Annotated in this window: 17 protein-coding genes; 13 read left to right on the top strand and 4 right to left on the bottom strand. The window is 66.5% G+C overall.

Features of this window, described 5'->3' with window-relative positions; all coding sequences use genetic code 11:
• Position 1 precedes the first annotated feature (1 nt).
• Positions 2 to 1,210, bottom strand: a complete 1,209-nt coding sequence (locus ACNR9W_RS07345; protein WP_419268202.1) for an AI-2E family transporter — start codon at positions 1,208 to 1,210, stop codon at positions 2 to 4.
• A 127-nt stretch (positions 1,211 to 1,337) separates the two neighbouring features.
• Here ACNR9W_RS07345 and proS point away from each other — a divergent pair, with 127 nt between their 5' ends.
• From proS to ACNR9W_RS07310, 7 genes are all read left to right on the top strand, one after another.
• Entirely contained in the window at positions 1,338 to 2,699 is a 1,362-nt protein-coding gene (proS, locus tag ACNR9W_RS07340) for a proline--tRNA ligase (protein WP_419268201.1), read from the top strand.
• On the top strand, positions 2,696 to 3,184 hold the full coding sequence (locus ACNR9W_RS07335; protein WP_419268200.1) for a DUF2937 family protein: 489 nt from the start codon (positions 2,696 to 2,698) through the stop codon (positions 3,182 to 3,184). The genes proS and ACNR9W_RS07335 overlap by 4 nt, the downstream gene beginning before the upstream one ends.
• Positions 3,185 to 3,302: 118 nt before the next feature.
• Positions 3,303 to 4,487 (top strand): ABC transporter substrate-binding protein, encoded by a 1,185-nt coding sequence (locus tag ACNR9W_RS07330; RefSeq protein ID WP_419268199.1) that lies wholly within the window; start codon positions 3,303 to 3,305, stop codon positions 4,485 to 4,487.
• A gap of 115 nt (positions 4,488 to 4,602) precedes the next feature.
• The gene (locus ACNR9W_RS07325) at positions 4,603 to 5,385 is read left to right on the top strand and encodes an ABC transporter ATP-binding protein (protein WP_419268198.1); all 783 of its coding nucleotides are present in this window, start codon (positions 4,603 to 4,605) and stop codon (positions 5,383 to 5,385) included.
• Positions 5,382 to 6,215 carry an ABC transporter ATP-binding protein gene (locus ACNR9W_RS07320; RefSeq protein ID WP_419268197.1) on the top strand — a complete coding sequence of 278 codons (834 nt, stop codon included), beginning with the start codon at positions 5,382 to 5,384 and terminating at the stop codon, positions 6,213 to 6,215. Before ACNR9W_RS07325 ends, ACNR9W_RS07320 begins: the two co-directional genes overlap by 4 nt.
• A 3-nt stretch (positions 6,216 to 6,218) precedes the next feature.
• The gene (locus tag ACNR9W_RS07315; protein WP_419268196.1) at positions 6,219 to 7,226 is read left to right on the top strand and encodes a branched-chain amino acid ABC transporter permease; all 1,008 of its coding nucleotides are present in this window, start codon (positions 6,219 to 6,221) and stop codon (positions 7,224 to 7,226) included.
• A gap of 12 nt (positions 7,227 to 7,238) precedes the next feature.
• Positions 7,239 to 8,573 (top strand): branched-chain amino acid ABC transporter permease, encoded by a 1,335-nt coding sequence (locus tag ACNR9W_RS07310; RefSeq protein ID WP_419268195.1) that lies wholly within the window; start codon positions 7,239 to 7,241, stop codon positions 8,571 to 8,573.
• An 84-nt stretch (positions 8,574 to 8,657) separates the two neighbouring features.
• Here the strand turns inward: ACNR9W_RS07310 and ACNR9W_RS07305 are convergent, their stop codons facing one another.
• Complete coding sequence (locus tag ACNR9W_RS07305) at positions 8,658 to 9,173, bottom strand: CAP domain-containing protein (protein ID WP_419268194.1); 516 nt, start codon at positions 9,171 to 9,173, stop codon at positions 8,658 to 8,660.
• A 131-nt stretch (positions 9,174 to 9,304) separates the two neighbouring features.
• On the opposite strand from ACNR9W_RS07305, the gene guaA reads away from it, so the two are divergent.
• The 6 genes from guaA to ACNR9W_RS07275 all read left to right on the top strand — a co-directional run bounded on the left by guaA (position 9,305) and on the right by ACNR9W_RS07275 (position 15,498).
• Positions 9,305 to 10,864 carry a glutamine-hydrolyzing GMP synthase gene (guaA, locus tag ACNR9W_RS07300; RefSeq protein WP_419268193.1) on the top strand — a complete coding sequence of 520 codons (1,560 nt, stop codon included), beginning with the start codon at positions 9,305 to 9,307 and terminating at the stop codon, positions 10,862 to 10,864.
• A 147-nt stretch (positions 10,865 to 11,011) separates the two neighbouring features.
• Positions 11,012 to 11,800, top strand: a complete 789-nt coding sequence (locus ACNR9W_RS07295) for a GNAT family N-acetyltransferase (protein ID WP_419268192.1) — start codon at positions 11,012 to 11,014, stop codon at positions 11,798 to 11,800.
• Positions 11,801 to 11,863: 63 nt separating this feature from the next.
• Positions 11,864 to 13,684, top strand: coding sequence for a M3 family oligoendopeptidase (locus ACNR9W_RS07290; protein ID WP_419268191.1), 1,821 nt, complete (start codon positions 11,864 to 11,866; stop codon positions 13,682 to 13,684).
• Between the two features lie 31 nt (positions 13,685 to 13,715).
• Complete coding sequence (locus tag ACNR9W_RS07285) at positions 13,716 to 14,897, top strand: dipeptidase (RefSeq protein WP_419268190.1); 1,182 nt, start codon at positions 13,716 to 13,718, stop codon at positions 14,895 to 14,897.
• 9 nt (positions 14,898 to 14,906) lie between these two features.
• A complete protein-coding gene (rbsD, locus tag ACNR9W_RS07280; protein ID WP_419268189.1) occupies positions 14,907 to 15,290 on the top strand; it encodes a D-ribose pyranase in 384 nt (127 codons plus the stop codon).
• Between the two features lie 61 nt (positions 15,291 to 15,351).
• Entirely contained in the window at positions 15,352 to 15,498 is a 147-nt protein-coding gene (locus tag ACNR9W_RS07275) for an entericidin A/B family lipoprotein (protein WP_419268188.1), read from the top strand.
• 152 nt (positions 15,499 to 15,650) lie between these two features.
• Here the strand turns inward: ACNR9W_RS07275 and ACNR9W_RS07270 are convergent, their stop codons facing one another.
• A complete protein-coding gene (locus ACNR9W_RS07270) occupies positions 15,651 to 16,136 on the bottom strand; it encodes a GAF domain-containing protein (protein ID WP_419268187.1) in 486 nt (161 codons plus the stop codon).
• Positions 16,137 to 16,233: 97 nt separating this feature from the next.
• The gene (locus ACNR9W_RS07265) at positions 16,234 to 16,434 is read right to left on the bottom strand and encodes a hypothetical protein (RefSeq protein ID WP_419268186.1); all 201 of its coding nucleotides are present in this window, start codon (positions 16,432 to 16,434) and stop codon (positions 16,234 to 16,236) included.
• Positions 16,435 to 16,545 lie beyond the last annotated feature (111 nt).

The following is a 16,545-nucleotide window of genomic DNA, read 5'->3' as shown; positions in this document are numbered from 1 at the left end:
CCTAGTCGGTGTTGCGGCGCATCAGGTCTTCCTGCATCGTGTCGATCTCCTGCTGGCTGCGGACGCGGTCGACCGCCAGCCGGGCGGCGCGCAGCCGGTCGGCCACGGTGCCGGTCGGGACCATCTCGACCAGGATCGGCTGCGCGGGTTCTTGGGGCACCGCCTGCCCGGTGTAAAGGGGACTGTCACGATAGCGCGCGATCATGAAGCGCGCCAGCACGCCAAGCGCCGCCGCCATCGGCACCGCCATGACCAGGCCCACGAAGCCGAACAAGGCGCCGAAGACCGACAGCGCCAGCAGCAGCCAGACCGGGTGCAGCCCCACATGCCCGCCGACGATCTTGGGCTGAAGATAGTTGCCCTCGACGATCTGGCCGATAGCAAAGATCGCGACGACGGCGCCGATCCACAGCGGGTCCCCCCAGAAGCTGAAGAGCGACACGCCGATCGCCGTGGCCCCCCCGATCAGCACGCCCACATAGGGGATGAAGGACAGAACCGCCGCCATGATCCCGATGAAGAAGCCGAAGGGCAGTCCCACCAGCATCAGGCCAAAGGCATACCAGGTGCCCAGGATTAGGATCACCACCGCCTGCCCGCGCACGAAGCCCGACAGGGCGTCGTCGATCTCGGAGGCCAGCTGGCGGACGGTCGGGGCATGTTCGCGCGGCAGGTGCCGGTCGACGGCCGAGACCATATGGTCCCAGTCCAGAAGCAGGTAGAAGGCCACGACCGGCACGATCACCAGCAGCGCGATCACCCCGATCACCCCGCGGACCGAGCCCAGCACGGTTCCGGCCACCCGGCCGGCCTGTTCCCCGATCGTCGCCTGCATGTCCAGCAGCGTCTGCTCCAGCCCGGCGCCCTGGGGGATCACGTCGGGAAAGCGCGCGGTGACATAGGCGCGGCCCTGCTCGATCATCTGGGGCGCCGTCTCGATCAGGGCATAGGCCTGGCGGATCAGGACCGGCAGGACCAGCAGCACCAGCGCGACAAAGGCCAGCACGACGACGAAGGTGATGGCCACGACAGCCATGGTCCGCGACAGGCCCGCACGCTCCAGCCGGTCGGCCACCGGATCCAGCAGATAGGCCACGCCCGCACCCAGGATGAAGGGCAGCACCGCCTGCCCCAGAAGCCACAGCGTCAGCAGCAGCGCAAAGGCGCCGATGCCCCACCACATGACCTGCTTGCGAACGGGGATGCGCATCGTTTCGACCTTTGCTGTGAATGTCGCGAATGTGCCGCCGGGCCGCGGCGGTTGCAAGCGCGATGCTTGGCAAGCAGGGGCCGATCCGTTAACCCTGCGCCCGAACCGCTTTGAAGGACCTCCGACCATGCGTCTGTCGCGTTATTTCCTGCCCGTGCTGAAGGAAGACCCCAAGGAGGCGCAGATCGTCAGCCACCGGCTGATGCTGCGCGCCGGCATGATCAAGCAGCAGACGGCGGGCATCTATTCCTGGCTGCCCTTGGGCTTCAAGGTTCTCAAGCGTATCGAGCAGATCGTCCACGAGGAACAGCAGCGTGCCGGGCATATCCCGATGCTGATGCCGACCCTGCAGCCCGCCGACCTGTGGCGCGAATCCGGCCGCTATGACGACTATGGCGAGGAAATGCTGCGCGTGAAGGACCGCCACAAGCGCGACCTGCTGTACGGTCCCACGAACGAGGAGATGGTCACCGACATCTTCCGCAGCCATGTGAACAGCTACAAGGACCTGCCGCTGACGCTGTACCACATCCAGTGGAAGTTCCGCGACGAGATCCGCCCGCGGTTCGGCGTGATGCGCGGGCGCGAGTTCCTGATGAAGGACGGCTATACCTTCGACCTGACCAAGGAGGACGCGCTGCACGCCTATAACCGCCACCTGGTCAGCTATCTGCGCAGCTATGAGCGCATGGGCCTGCAGGCGATCCCGATGCGGGCCGACGGGGGGCCGATCGGCGGCGATTATACCCACGAATTCTTGGTGCTGGCGGAAACTGGGGAATCCGAGGTGTTCTATGACAGCCAGATCACCGACCTGACCTTTGGCGACCGCGCCATCGACTATGACAGCGTCGAGGAATGCCAGGGCGTGCTGGAGGAGTTCACCAGCCGCTATGCCCGCACCGACGAGACGCATGACCAGGCGCTGTTCGACCAGATCCCCGAAGAGCGTCGCCGCACCGCCCGCGGCATCGAGGTCGGGCAGATCTTCTATTTCGGTACCAAATATTCCGAACCGATGGGCGCCACGGTCGTGGGACCCGACGGCGCGCGCGTGCCGGTCCACATGGGCAGCCACGGCATCGGCGTCAGCCGCCTGCTGGGTGCGATCATCGAGGCCAACCACGACGAGCGCGGCATCATCTGGCCCGAGGGCGTGACTCCCTTCCATGTCGGCATCGTCAACCTGAAGCAGGGCGACAATTCGACCGATAGCGCCTGCGAGGCGATCTATGCCGAGCTGCAGGCGCGCGGGCTGGACCCGCTTTATGACGACCGCGATGAACGGGCGGGCGCCAAGTTCGCCTCGATGGACCTGGTCGGCCTGCCCTGGCGGATCACGGTCGGCCCGCGTGGCCTGGCCAACAACAAGGTCGAGCTGACCAACCGCCGCACCGGCACCAGCGAGGAGATCTCGCCCAAGGACGCCATTGCGCGCCTGCAGCAGATCTATCAGCCGGTGCTGGGCCTGTCGGTTCAGGACAGATGATCGGGCTGCTGCGACTGTTGGTGGCGGCGGTCCTTGCCGCCGTCCTGTCGCAGTTCCCGGCCTTCAGCGACCAGTATGTGCAGCGCCTTGGCGGGCAGATCGACGCGCTGTCGCGGGTGGCGGAGGAATTCGACGCCAGCGCCACCCGCGCCGGGCTGACCCGGACCGAGGCGCTGGCGGATCTGTCCGGCAGCGCCTTCCGCGACGCCCATCAGCAGGACATGCGCCACGCCTTCCGCAGGCTGGACCGGGCGCGGTCCGACCTCCAGATGCTGCGCCTGGCAGGACCGCTGGAACGGATGCTGCTGCCGCACCGCCTTCGCGACACCGAGACGCTGCGCGCGACCTGGGGCGATTTCAGCCCCGCCCTGCCCCTGACCCGTGCCGGGCTGGTCGCCGCGGCCTTGGGCTTCCTGATCGGCTGGCTGGTGATGACCCTGGGCGGACGCCTGGTGCGTCGTGACGAAAGGCTTGGGTGGCGTTAGGTCAACTTGGACAATCTATCCTTAAGACCATGCAAATCGTCGCGACATCGCACTTTCTTTTTCATTTTCGCGCTTCTAACCTGCCTTCCAGGACAACGTTCCAACTGGGAGACATCGAATGAGAAAGCTTCTTCTTGCGACCGCCGCCGGCGCATTGATCGCCGGTGCCGCAGGCGCTGAAGATATCAAGCTGGGCATCTCGCTCGGCTTCACCGGCCCGCTGGAATCCCTGGCACCCGCGATGCAGCAGGGCGCCGAAATGGCCATGAAGGAAGTCAGCGAATCCGGCCTGCTGCTGGACGGCACGACCGTCACGCCGGTAACCGGCGACTCCACCTGCATCGATGCCGCGGCGGCCACCGCCACCGTGGAACGCCTGATCGCCTCCGAAGGCGTCAAGGGCATCATTGGTGGCATGTGCTCGGGCGAGACGATCGCCTCGCTGGAAAATGTCGCCAAGACCAACGGCATCGTGATGATCTCGCCCTCGGCGACCTCGCCGGCGCTCTCGACGATCAAGGATGACGGGCTGTTCTTCCGCACCTCGCCCTCGGACGCGCGCCAAGGTGAAGTGATGGCCGACATCCTCATGGAACGCGGCGTCGAGACCGTGGCCGTCACCTATACCAACAACGACTACGGCAAGGGGCTGGCCGACAGCTTCCAGGCCGCCTACGAGGCCAAGGGCGGCACCGTCACCGTCAACAGCGCCCATGACGACGGCAAGGCCGACTATTCGGCCGAGGTTGCGGCCCTTGCGGCGGCGGGCGGCGATGCGCTGGTCGTGGCGGGCTATGTGGACCAAGGCGGTTCGGGCGTGGTGCGCGCGGCGCTGGACACCGGTGCCTTCGAGACCTTCGTCTTCCCGGACGGCATGGTCGGCACCGCGCTGGAGACCAACTTCGGCACCGAGATCGACGGCAGCTTTGGCCAGAACCCGGCCGCCGAGGGCGAGGGCCGCGACAAGTACCTGTCGATGGCGGAAGAGGCGGGCTTTGACGGCTCGGGCGCCTTCTCGGCCGAGGCCTATGATGCGGCCGCGCTGATCATGCTGGCCATGGCGAAGGCCGGCAGCACCGATCCCGCCTCCTACAAGGGCAGCATCATGGATGTCGCCAACGAGCCGGGCGAAAAGATCCTGCCGGGCGACCTGGCCAAGGCGCTGGAGATCATCAACGGCGGCGGCGACGTCGACTATGTCGGCGCCACGGCGGTCGAGATGGTGGGCGCCGGTGAATCGGCCGGCTCCTACCGCGAGATCCAGTTCACCGATGGCAAGATCGAGGTCGTCGGCTATCGCTGATCGCAGCTGAGGCGATACGGCCCGGCACCTTATGGGTGCCGGGCCATTTTGCAATGATAAGAGCCGCTTGACGGCACATCTTCACCCCGAATGTGAAGACAGGGAAGTAGAAAGCATGATCAAGGTCGAGGACCTTCACAGACATTTCGGCGGGTTCCGTGCCGTCGACGGCGCCAGACTGACGATCGAAACCGGATCGATCACCGGGCTGATCGGCCCGAACGGCGCGGGCAAGTCGACGCTGTTCAACGTCATCGCGGGCGTCCTGCCGCCCACTTCGGGACGCGTGCTGATGGATGGCGAGGACATCACCGGCCTCCCCCCGCACGCGCTGTTCCACAAGGGGCTGCTGCGGACCTTCCAGCTGGCGCATGAATTCGCCAGCATGACCGTGCGCGAGAACCTGATGATGGTCCCGGGCGCGCAGGCGGGCGAGACGATCTGGAAGACCTGGTTCCAGCGCGGCCGGATCGAGCGCGAGGAGGCCGAGCTGCGACGCAAGGCGGACGAGGTGCTGGATTTCCTGACCATCCGCCACCTGACCCACGAAAAGGCCGGCAACCTGTCGGGCGGTCAGAAGAAGCTGCTGGAGCTGGGCCGCACGATGATGGTCAACGCCAAGGTCGTCTTCCTGGACGAGGTCGGCGCCGGTGTGAACCGCACCCTGCTGATGACCATTGCCGACGCGATCATCCGCCTGAACAAGGAACGCGGCTATACCTTCTGCGTGATCGAGCATGACATGGACTTCATCGGCAAGCTCTGCGACCCGGTGATCGTCATGGCCGAGGGCAAGGTCCTGGCCAAGGGCAGCGCTCAGGACATCATGAAGAACGAGGCGGTGATCGAGGCCTATCTGGGCACCGGCCTGAAGAACAAGGACATGGTGGGCGCATGAGCGATCAGAATGCGACCTTCGGCAACCGCGGCAACCGCGACGCGTCGGTGGTCAACAGCAAGGGCATGGGCACCATCGACGGCACCCGCCGGTCCGGCCCTGTGGGCGCGGGGCGCGCAGGCGATCCGTTCCTGATCGGCGAGAACATGACCGGCGGCTATGGCAAGGGTGCCGACATCCTGCATGATTGCACCATCGCGGTCGAACAGGGCCAGATCGCCGTGATCGTCGGCCCGAACGGCGCCGGCAAGTCGACCGCGATGAAGGCGATCTTCGGCATGCTGAACCTGCGCCAGGGCAGCGTGCGCCTGAACGGCCAGGACATCACCGCGCTGAACCCGCAGGACCGGGTCAAGGCGGGCATGGGCTTCGTCCCGCAGGTGAACAACATCTTCCCGTCCATGACGGTCGAGGAAAACCTGGAGATGGGCGCCTATATCCGCCGCGACGAGATCAAGGCCACGATGGAACAGGTCTATGACCTCTTTCCCGCCGTGGCCGAAAAGCGCCGTCAGGCCGCCGGCGAATTGTCGGGCGGTCAGCGCCAGCAGGTGGCGGTGGGTCGGGCGCTGATGACGCAGCCACAGGTCCTGATGCTGGACGAACCCACCGCGGGCGTCAGCCCCATCGTCATGGACGAACTGTTCGACCGCATCATCGCCATCGCGCGCGGCGGGTTGCCGGTCCTGATGGTCGAACAGAACGCCCGCCAGGCGATGATGATCGCCGACAAGGCCTATGTGCTGGTGCAGGGCGCGAATGCCCATACCGGCACCGGCAAGGAACTGATGCAGAACGATGAGGTGCGCCGCACCTTCCTGGGGGGCTAAGCCGTGGATTTCCTGAATGCCCTCGTGGTCTTTCTGAACTTCGTCTTCATTCCGGCGGCCGCCTATGGCGCGCAGCTGGCGCTTGGCGCGCTTGGCGTCACGCTGATCTACGGCATCCTGCGGTTCTCGAACTTCGCGCATGGCGACACCATGGCCTTTGGCACGGCGACCGTGATCCTGCTGACTTGGGGTCTGCAGGCCCTCGGCATCACGGCCGGGCCGCTGCCCACCGCGCTGATCGCCCTGCCGATCGGCATCGCGCTGACCGCGCTGCTGGTGCTGGGGACCGACCGCGCGGTCTACAAGTTCTATCGCCGGCAGAAGGCCGCGCCGATCATCCTGGTCATGGCCTCGGTCGGCGTCATGTTCGTCATGAACGGCCTGACGCGCCTGCTGATCGGGGTGGACGAATACCGGTTTGACGACGGGGCACGGTTCATCATGGACGTGCGCACCTTCCGCGAGATGACCGGCCTGCCCGAGGGGCTGGCCCTGCGCAGCACGCAGGCCCTGACCCTGGTCGTGGCCATCCTGGTGGTTGCCGCGCTGTTCTGGTTCCTGAACCGGACCAAGTCCGGCAAGGCGATGCGCGCCTATTCCGACAACGAGGACCTGGCCCTTCTGTCGGGGATCGACCCCGAACGCGTGGTGCGCCTGACCTGGATCATCGCGGCGGGCCTGGCGACCATCGCGGGGACGCTTTACGGCCTCGACAAATCCTTCAAGGCCTTCAACTATTTCCAGATCCTGCTGCCGATCTTCGCGGCGGCCATCGTGGGGGGCCTGGGCAACCCGGTCGGCGCCATCGCGGGCGGGTTCCTGGTGGCGTTCTCCGAGGTCGCCGTGACTTACCCTTGGGTCAAGGTCGTGGGCTACCTGGCCCCCTGGTACGAGCCGGGCGGGCTGATGCAGCTGCTGGGCACGGAATACAAGTTCGCGGTCAGCTTCGTCATTCTGATCGTCGTGCTGCTTTTCAGGCCCACCGGCCTGTTCCGCGGCAAATCGGTGTAAGGGGGAACCATCATGGCAACCAACCGTCAGGCCGCAACCTCCTCCAGCCCGTGGCGCGCACCGATCCTGTTCGCGGTGCTGGCCGCGCTGTTCGTGCTGGAAGGCACCGTCCGCAACAGCATGTTCTCGGGCAGCTGGAACACCTCGCTGGCGATCCTGAACATGGGGCTGATCTCGGCGATCACCGCGCTTGGGGTGAACATGCAATGGGGCTATGCGGGCCTCTTCAACGTGGGGGTCGTGGGCTTTCTGGCCATGGGCGCGCTGGCCCCGGTCCTGATCTCGCTGCCGCCGGTCGAGGGCGCGTGGCAGGCGGGCGTGCCCCGGCTGCTGCTGGCCCTGGTGGTCGGCCTGGGAACGCTGGCCATGGCCAAGCTGGCCTGGACGCGCACCCGCAGCGGAATCATCGTCACGGTCGTCCTGATCGCGGGCTTCGTGGCCTATCGCTGGCTGTTCGATCCGGCCGTGACCGCGATCGAGGCCAACAACCCGGCCCGCAACGGCAATATCGGCGGCCTTGGCCTGCCGGTCCTGTTCTCCTGGCTGGTCGGCGGGCTTTTCGCGGCCGCCGCGGCCTGGGCGGTCGGCAAGGTGGCGCTTGGCCTGCGCTCGGACTACCTGGCGATCGCGACCCTGGGCATCGGCGAGATCATCGTCGCCGTCATGAAGAACGAGGATTGGCTGGCGCGCGGCGTCAAGAACATCACCTCGATCCCGCGCCCCGTCGCGCAGGAGGTCGACCTGCAGCGCAACGCGGATTTCGTCGATTTCGCGGCGGGCTGGGGCTTTCCGGCGGCTGAGGCGTCGGGCATCTGGGTCAAGCTCAGCTATATGTCGCTTTTCCTGGTGGTGCTGCTGGTCATCATCCTGCTGGCGGAACTGGCGTTGAAATCGCCTTGGGGCCGCATGATGCGCGCCATCCGCGACAACGAGACCGCGGCCGAGGCGATGGGCAAGGACGTCACCCGCCGCCACCTGCAGGTCTTCATCCTGGGATCGGCGGTGATCGGGGTCGCGGGCGCGATGATGGTCACGCTGGACGGGCTGCTGGCGCCGACCAGCTACAACCCGCTGCGTTATACCTTCCTGATCTGGGTCATGGTCATCGTGGGCGGGTCCGGCAACAACTGGGGCGCGGTATTGGGATCGGTCACGATCTGGTTCCTGTGGATCAAGGCCGAGGTCTGGGGCCCTGCCCTGATCGCCCTGCTGACCGGCCCGCTGCCCGACAGCGCCTTCAAGGCGCATCTGCTGGACAGCGCCCCGCACATGCGCTTCATCGCCATGGGCTTGGTGCTGTTGCTGGTGCTGCGCTTTGCCCCGCGCGGGCTGTTGCCCGAGAAATAAGGCAGTACTATCGAACAGCGAAAGGCCCGCCGGATCAACCGGCGGGGCATTTTCATGTCGGTGATCCGGATCGCCCCGGATGCACTACTGGCAGTTGTTGCCCAGGACGGTGCTGTGCCACAGGCGCCCATCGGACCCGCGGGCCACGCCGCTGCCGATCTGGTAGCTCAGCTGGCCCAGGACCTGCTCCCGCTGCGGGCCGGGCACCAGCCAGGCCGAGACCGTGCCTTCCGGCGTGCCGCCCGCCCCGACCAGCTGCACGACGCCGCAGGTCGGATACTCCACCGCGCGCGCCCGATCCACCACGTTCGATCCGTTCGACCCCGCGACGCTGGCGCGCCCCATGCGGGCCATGTCGCAGGCATGGGATTGGGCGATCTGGTCCAGCGGGGCCACCGTTTCCAGCAGGGTCTTGCCTTCGGCCGAGCGCGCGGCGTTCACGGCGCTGCTGAGCCGCGCCGACAGAGTGGCATCGCCGCTGCACTGGGCGGCCAGCGCCTGTTCCGCCGGGGGCTGCGCATCCTGCGGGGGCGGCAAGGGAACGGTATCGCAGGCCGCAAGAAGAAGGGCGCAGGCAAACGGGACGCTGGATCTGAACACGGGGACACCTCTGGGGACTGGCGCGGATGCGCGCGGACGTTGCGGGCCAACGCCCGCCACGGGCGCAGGTTCCGCCTGCGGCCTGATGCGAAACTCTTGCAAGGCCATGAAACCGCGCTTAAAGCGCATCCATGACCCAGCACCAGCGCCTTTTGATCATCGACTTCGGCAGCCAGGTGACGCAGCTGATCGCGCGTCGCCTGCGAGAGCTGAACGTCTATTGCGAAATCCACCCGTTCAACACGGTGACCGACGAGGTCCTGCACGAGATGGCGCCAAAGGCGATCATCCTGTCGGGAAGCCCCGCCAGCGTCACCCAGGACGGCAGCCCGCGCGCCCCGCAGGCGGTGTTCGAGCTGGGGGTGCCGGTCTTTGGCATCTGCTATGGCCAGCAGGTCATGATGGAGCAGCTGGGCGGCAAGGTCGAGGCCGGCCACCACGCCGAATACGGCCGGGCCTTCATCGCGCCGGCGCCGGGGCACAAGGGCGACGGGATCTTTTCGGGACTGTTCGGAACAGGTCGCGAGGAAGTCTGGATGAGCCATGGCGACCGCGTCACGGTCCTGGCCCCGGGCTTCGAGGTGATCGGCACCTCGCCCAATGCGCCCATGGCGATGATCGCGGACGAGACGCGCCACTTCTATGCCGTGCAGTTCCACCCGGAGGTGCATCACACCCCGAACGGCCGCATCATGCTGGAGAACTTCGTCCGGCTGGCGGGCTTTACCGGCGACTGGACCATGGCCTCCTACAAGGACGAGGCGATCCGCAAGATCCGCGAGCAGGTGGGCGACCGCAAGGTCATCTGCGGTCTGTCGGGCGGCGTGGACAGCAGCGTGGCGGCGGTGCTGATCCACGAGGCGATCGGCGACCAGCTGACCTGCGTCTTTGTCGATCACGGTCTTCTGCGGCTGAACGAGGCCGAGGAAGTCGTGAAGATGTTCCGCGACAACTACAACATCCCGCTGATCCATGCCGATGAGACCGAGCTGTTCCTGGGTTCGCTGGAAGGGGTCAGCGACCCCGAGGTCAAGCGCAAGACCATCGGCCGGCTGTTCATCGACGTCTTCCAGCGCTATGCCGGAGAGATCGAGGGCGCCGAGTTCCTGGCGCAGGGCACCCTCTATCCCGACGTGATTGAGAGCGTCAGCTTCAGCGGCGGGCCTTCCGTCACGATCAAGAGCCACCACAATGTCGGCGGCCTGCCCGAGAAGATGGGCCTGAAGCTGGTCGAACCGCTGCGCGAGCTGTTCAAGGACGAGGTCCGCGAACTGGGTCGTGAACTGGGCCTGCCAGAAAGCTTCATCGGCCGCCACCCCTTCCCCGGCCCGGGTCTGGCGATCCGCTGCCCCGGAGAGATCACCCGTGAAAAGCTGGAGATCCTGCGCAAGGCGGATGCGGTCTTCATCGACCAGATCCGCCGGCACGGCCTTTATGACGAGATCTGGCAGGCTTTCGTCGCGATACTGCCCGTGCGCACCGTGGGCGTGATGGGCGACGGACGCACCTATGATTTCGCCTGCGCGCTGCGCGCCGTCACCTCGGTCGACGGCATGACGGCGGATTTCTATCCCTTCACCCACGAATTCCTGGGCGAAACGGCGACGCGGATCATCAACGAGGTCAAGGGCATCAACCGCTGCACCTATGACATCACCTCCAAGCCCCCGGGCACGATCGAGTGGGAATGAGGCGGCCCAAGCCCGCCCCGCACCAAGGCGATGCGCGGCGGGATCCGCGCGTCCCGACCCTCAAGGCACGCGTTTCCGGGCATCGCGCCGCTTGACCTGCCGCCCCTGCCCGATGATCTTCTGCCACACCCATCGGAAGGATGCGCCATGAGCTGTAGCTGCTGCGGAACCCACGCACCGACCCCGACCGACACCAGCGGCACCGCCGTCACCCTGTCCCGGCCGCTGGTCGCGGTCGAGGGGCGGCTGACCTGCACGGACATGGGCCAGATGCTGATGGCGCTGGACCTGCTGCCGCGCCATGTCGAACTCAGCCGGGCCGAGCCGGGCTGCCTTCGGTTCGACATCGCGCAGGCGGACGACCCGCTGGTCTGGACGCTGGACGAGGTCTTTGCCGATGAGGCCGCCTTTGCGGCGCATCAGGCGCGCAACGCGGACAGCCAGTGGGGCCGCGACAGCCAAGGCATTTCCCGCGATCTGCACCGCCACGCCCTGCACCCGCTGATCCGGCCGGAACTGCCGTCCGACCAGGAGGGGCTGGACCGTCTTCTGACCGCGGCCTTCGGCCATGCCGAAGAGGCGCAGCTGCTGGCCGACCTGCGCGCCGACGGCGATCTGGCCGTGTCGCTGGTGGCGCATGTGCGCGGCCTGCCGGTCGGTCACGCCGCGCTGGCGCCGCTGCTGGACGACCGGCCCGGCTTTTCGCTGGCGTCGCTTGCGGTGCATCCGGCGCTGCAGGGTCGCGGCTTGGGTCAGGCACTGCTGGCGGCGGTCTTGGCCGAGGCGGGCGAACGCCCGGTGGTGGTGCGCGGCGACGCGGCCTTCTGCGCGCGCGCCGGGTTCCAGCCGCTGCCGGCACGGGCACGGCTGATGGTCCGGGGCGACCTGCCGGGCGGCGGGCCGGTCATCCAGGCGCCGGCCTTCGCGCGCCTCTGACCGGACCTTGCGCCGGGCGGCCTCAGGGTCCACATCTTGGGCAACCATCAGAAAGGACCCATCATGGCAGGCATCATGGCATATGACGCGACGGACCGGGCGCAGGCTTCCGACAGCTTTGGAAATCTTCCCGAATGGGACCTGACCGATCTTTATCCCGCGCCGGACAGCCCGCAGCTTGCCGCCGACATCGACAGCTTGGACCGCATGGTCCAGGCCTTCGCCGCCGACTATCAGGGCAAGCTGGCGCAGCTGTCTGCGGCCCAGATGCTGGCCTGCATTGAGACCTATCAGCAGATCGACATCTTGGCCGGGCGCATCATGTCCTATGCGGGGCTGCGCTATTACCTGAACACGACCGACCCGGCCCGTGCCAAGCAGATGGGCGACCTTCAGTCCCGGATCACCGACCTGACGACGCCGCTGGTTTTCTTCAGCCTGGAATTCAACCGCATCCCGGACGACATCTACCAGGCCGTCTTCACCGCGCCCGACGGTCCTGCGCGCTACAAGCCTGTCTTCGACCGGATGCGCGCCATGCGTCCCCATCAGCTGTCGGACGAGCTGGAGCAGTTCCTGCACGACACGTCGGTCGTCGGCGCCGCCGCCTGGAACCGTCTGTTCGATGAAACCACCGCCGCCCTGACCTTTGAGGTCGAGGGCGAGACGCTTGGCCTGGAAGCGACGCTGAACCTGCTGACCGACCATGATCGCGCCCGTCGCGAGGCGGGCGCGCGGGCGCTGGCAAAGGTCTTCACCGCCAATGTCGGTCTGTTCTCGCGCATCCACAACACGCTGGCCAAGGAAAAGGCCATCGAGGACAAGTGGCGCAAGATGCCCACGCCGCAATATGGCCGGCACCTGTCGAACCATGTCGAACCCGAGGTGGTCGAGGCGCTGCGCAATGCGGTCACGAACGCCTATCCGCGCCTGTCGCACCGATATTACGCGCTGAAGGCGCGCTGGCTGGGGCTGGACAAGCTGCAGGTCTGGGACCGTAATGCGCCGCTGCCCACGGAAACGCCGCGCACCATCGACTGGCCCGAGGCGAGGGACACGGTGCTGGACGCCTATGCCGGGTTTTCGCCGGAACTGGCCGATCTGGCCCGGCCCTTCTTCGACAAGGGCTGGATCGATGCGGGCGTCAAGCCCGGCAAGGCGCCCGGCGCCTTTGCCCATCCGACGGTCACCACGGCGCATCCCTATATCCTGCTGAACTACCTGGGCAAGCCGCGCGACGTGATGACGCTGGCGCACGAGCTGGGGCATGGCGTCCATCAGCGCCTGGCCGCAGGTCAGGGCGAATTGCTGGCCTCGACCCCCCTGACGCTGGCGGAAACCGCCTCCGTCTTCGGAGAGATGCTGACCTTCCGCGCCCTGCTGGCCCGGACCACCGATCCGGCGCAGAAAAAGGCGCTGCTGGCCGGCAAGGTCGAGGACATGATCAACACGGTCGTGCGCCAGATCGCCTTCTACGACTTTGAATGCCGCCTGCACGCCGCCCGCGCCGAAGGCGAGCTGACGCCGGACGACATCAACGCGCTGTGGATGTCGGTGCAGCACGAAAGCCTGGGGCCGGTTTTTGACTACATGCCGGGTTACGAGACCTTCTGGACCTATGTGCCCCATTTCGTGCATTCGCCCTTCTACGTCTATGCCTACGCCTTTGGCGACGGGCTGGTGAACGCGCTTTATGCGGCTTACGAGGACGGGCTGCCGGATTTTCAGGCCAAGTATTTCGACCTGCTGAAGGCGGGCGGCTCGATGCATCACAAGGAGCTGCTGGCGCCCTTCGGCCTTGACGCGTCGGACCCGGCCTTCTGGGACAAGGGACTGTCGATGATCGAGGACCTCATCGACCAGCTGGAGGCGCTGGAGGCATGAGGTCCGGCGGCAGGGACAAACGGCGCGCACCATGCTGAAACGCCTGCTGCTGGCACTGGGACTGCTGGTGCTGGCAGCCCTGGCGGCTTTCTTGGCCTTTGCCCCGGCCTATGTCGAACGCGCGCTGAACCCGATGACCATGCCGGCGGAAGGCTGGCCGGTCTCGGACGAGGCACAGGCGCTGCATGATCGGCTGGTGATCGGCGACTGGCATTCGGACGCCCTTCTCTGGGATCGCGACCTGCTGGAGCGGGCGGACCGGGGCCACAGCGATGTCCCACGCCTGCTGGACGGCAACATGGCGCTGCAGGTCTTTACCACCGTCACCAAAAGTCCCAGTGGCCAGAACTATGACCAGAACAGCAGCGAAGCCGGCGACAATATCACGCCGCTGTTCATCGGGCAGCTGCGCCCACCCCGCGCCTGGTTTTCCCTGCGGGAGCGGGCGCTGGTCCAGGCCGAGGCCCTTCACCGCGCGGCCGAGCGTGCCCCCGACCGGCTGCGCGTGATCCGGACCCGCGGCGACCTGCAGGCCCTGCTGGCGGATCGTGCTGCCGGCCAGCGCTTGCTGGGCGCCCTGTTGGGGTCCGAGGGCGGGCATCCGCTGGAGGGCGATCTGGCGAACCTTCAGGTCCTCTACGATGCGGGCTTTCGCTTGATGGGACTGACGCACTTCTTTGACAACGAGCTGGGCGGCAGCCTGCATGGCGAAGGTGGCAGCGGGGCTGGCCTGTCGCACTTTGGACGCGAGGTCGTGGATCGCATGATGCAGCTGGGCATGGTCGTCGACGTCACCCATGCCGCGCCGCAAATGGTCGAGGATGTGCTGGCGATCCCGGGCACGCGCCCCGTCCTGTCGCATACCGGCATCACCCGCCACTGCTCCAGCCCCCGCAACCTGCCCGACGACCTGGTCGCCCGGATCGCCGATGCGGGCGGTCTGATCGGCATCGGTTACTGGTCGGACGTCGTCTGCGGGGACACGCCCGCCGACATTGCGGCCGCCATCGCGGCGGCGATCGAGGTGGCGGGCGAGGATCACGTCTCGCTCGGCTCGGACTGGGACGGATCGGTGGATTCGCCAATCGACGCCGCGCATCTGCCGGCGCTGACGCAGGCGCTGCTGGACCAGGGGCTGAGCGAGGCTCAGATCGCCAAGGTCATGGGCGGCAACATGATGGCCTATCTGGCCGACATCCTTCCAGCGGAATAGGGGATCACGATGAAACGCACGACGCTGCTCCATGGCGAACTGTCGGGCCTGATCGCGAGGCTGGGGCATGGCGACCTGCTGGTGATCGGGGATGCGGGGCTGCCGGTGCCGCGCGGGGTGACTTGCATCGATCTGGCCCTCACCCGCGGGATGCCCGGCGTCTTCGACGTTCTGGACGCGGTTCTGGCCGAGATGGTCGTGGAGCGGGCTGCGCTGGCGCAGGAGGCCGCACCCGCACTGCAGGAACGCTTTTGCCAGCGGGAGATCGGCCAGGTGACGCGGCTTTCGCACGAGGCATTCAAGGCCCGGACCGCCGAGGCGCGAGCGATCGTCCGCACGGGAGAGTTCACGCCCTATGCCAATATCTGCCTCTGGTCCGGTGTCGCATTTTGAGGGGAACCACCTTGCCCCCGATGCGTTCAGCCACAGATATTTATGCACAGGAAACAATGCCATGCAGAAGAAGATTCTGGGACTGAGCGCCATTCTGGCCATGATGACGCTGGCCGCCTGCGAGACCGTGCAGGGTGCGGGACGCGATCTTTCGACGGCCGGTGAGGTCGTTCAGGAAGAAAGCGCCGAGGTTCAGGCCGGGATGTGATCCCTGCCCGACCTTGATGCCATGAAGGCCCCCCGCACCCGGTGCAGGGGGCCTTTTTCTGGATTGGTGATCCATCAGCACGGGTCATGCACCGAGCGGCCACAGCCCGTGCAAAGCACGTACACAGGCTTGATAAGAGGGAAAAGTTCCGATCAGGCGTCGGGGGCCAGGGCGAGCCTTGTCGAGACCAGCGCCGAGTGCGTCTCGACCAGGGCCAGCGCCTCGTCATTCAGGTCAGGGCGCGGCGTTCGGCTGAGAAAGCAGAACATGCCGAAGACGCTGCCGTCGGGGCGATGGACGGGCACGCTGAGATGGCTGCCGATAGGGATCATCTGGGTGATCGGAAGGTCCGTCGCGATGGCATGGGCACTGGTGTCGGGCATCAGCCGCGGCAGGCCGCCGTCGAGGATATGCTTGCAGTAGACCTCGCGCAGATCCATGCTCTGGCTGGGCTGGATCAGCGCCTCGAGCCCGGGGGCGCTGACGGCGCGGAAGACCGCGCGCTCGTCCACGAATTCGGAAAGATAGGCGACCTCCATCCCGAGACGCTCGCGGACAGTGTCGAGCGAGTTCTGGATGGCGGCGGCTTCGGCCGGTTGGCTGGCGATTCCGGAAAGGGCGGCGGTCTTGTCGGGCATGAGGCTTCTCGCATACTGGGGTCACCCGAAACCTAGCGTGCAAATGCCTGTCGCGCGAAGGACAAAACACCGCGGGTTTTAGCTATCGCCCCTGCTGTCAGCCCGGCCTCTGGCGTTCGGCGGCCAGGATTCTGCGGGTGACGATCCAGGTGACCGGCACGGCCAGCACCGCCCCTGCCGCGGCAGCCAGCAGGATTGGAAGCATCCCGTAATGGCCCAGGACCAGAACAAGGATCACCCCTGCCCCCGCAAGGCTTGACATGATGATCGTCAGAAGAAGCAGGAACAGTCGCGGCATGGTCGTCTCCCTTACAAGGTGACGCCACATTAGCCGCGATGGCTCCGGGGGGTGTTGATCTGGGTCAAGCGGCGCCTGCGCACCGATGCCCGAAGGTCCGCCGGGCGATCG

Origin of the sequence: Paracoccus sp. T5 (genome assembly GCF_048538155.2) — a bacterium.
Classification (GTDB): domain Bacteria; phylum Pseudomonadota; class Alphaproteobacteria; order Rhodobacterales; family Rhodobacteraceae; genus Paracoccus.
Note: the sequence above shows the minus strand (reverse complement) of the source record. Positions and strands in the feature narration are given on the sequence as shown.

Coding starts and splice junctions, on each gene's coding strand:
- ACNR9W_RS07345 (WP_419268202.1), bottom strand. CDS start 1,210: ATGCGCATCCCCGTTCGCAAGCAGGTCATGTGGTGGGGCATCGGCGCC.
- proS (WP_419268201.1), top strand. CDS start 1,338: ATGCGTCTGTCGCGTTATTTCCTGCCCGTGCTGAAGGAAGACCCCAAG.
- ACNR9W_RS07335 (WP_419268200.1), top strand. CDS start 2,696: ATGATCGGGCTGCTGCGACTGTTGGTGGCGGCGGTCCTTGCCGCCGTC.
- ACNR9W_RS07330 (WP_419268199.1), top strand. CDS start 3,303: ATGAGAAAGCTTCTTCTTGCGACCGCCGCCGGCGCATTGATCGCCGGT.
- ACNR9W_RS07325 (WP_419268198.1), top strand. CDS start 4,603: ATGATCAAGGTCGAGGACCTTCACAGACATTTCGGCGGGTTCCGTGCC.
- ACNR9W_RS07320 (WP_419268197.1), top strand. CDS start 5,382: ATGAGCGATCAGAATGCGACCTTCGGCAACCGCGGCAACCGCGACGCG.
- ACNR9W_RS07310 (WP_419268195.1), top strand. CDS start 7,239: ATGGCAACCAACCGTCAGGCCGCAACCTCCTCCAGCCCGTGGCGCGCA.
- guaA (WP_419268193.1), top strand. CDS start 9,305: ATGACCCAGCACCAGCGCCTTTTGATCATCGACTTCGGCAGCCAGGTG.
- ACNR9W_RS07295 (WP_419268192.1), top strand. CDS start 11,012: ATGAGCTGTAGCTGCTGCGGAACCCACGCACCGACCCCGACCGACACC.
- ACNR9W_RS07290 (WP_419268191.1), top strand. CDS start 11,864: ATGGCAGGCATCATGGCATATGACGCGACGGACCGGGCGCAGGCTTCC.
- ACNR9W_RS07285 (WP_419268190.1), top strand. CDS start 13,716: ATGCTGAAACGCCTGCTGCTGGCACTGGGACTGCTGGTGCTGGCAGCC.
- rbsD (WP_419268189.1), top strand. CDS start 14,907: ATGAAACGCACGACGCTGCTCCATGGCGAACTGTCGGGCCTGATCGCG.
- ACNR9W_RS07275 (WP_419268188.1), top strand. CDS start 15,352: ATGCAGAAGAAGATTCTGGGACTGAGCGCCATTCTGGCCATGATGACG.
- ACNR9W_RS07270 (WP_419268187.1), bottom strand. CDS start 16,136: ATGCCCGACAAGACCGCCGCCCTTTCCGGAATCGCCAGCCAACCGGCC.
- ACNR9W_RS07265 (WP_419268186.1), bottom strand. CDS start 16,434: ATGCCGCGACTGTTCCTGCTTCTTCTGACGATCATCATGTCAAGCCTT.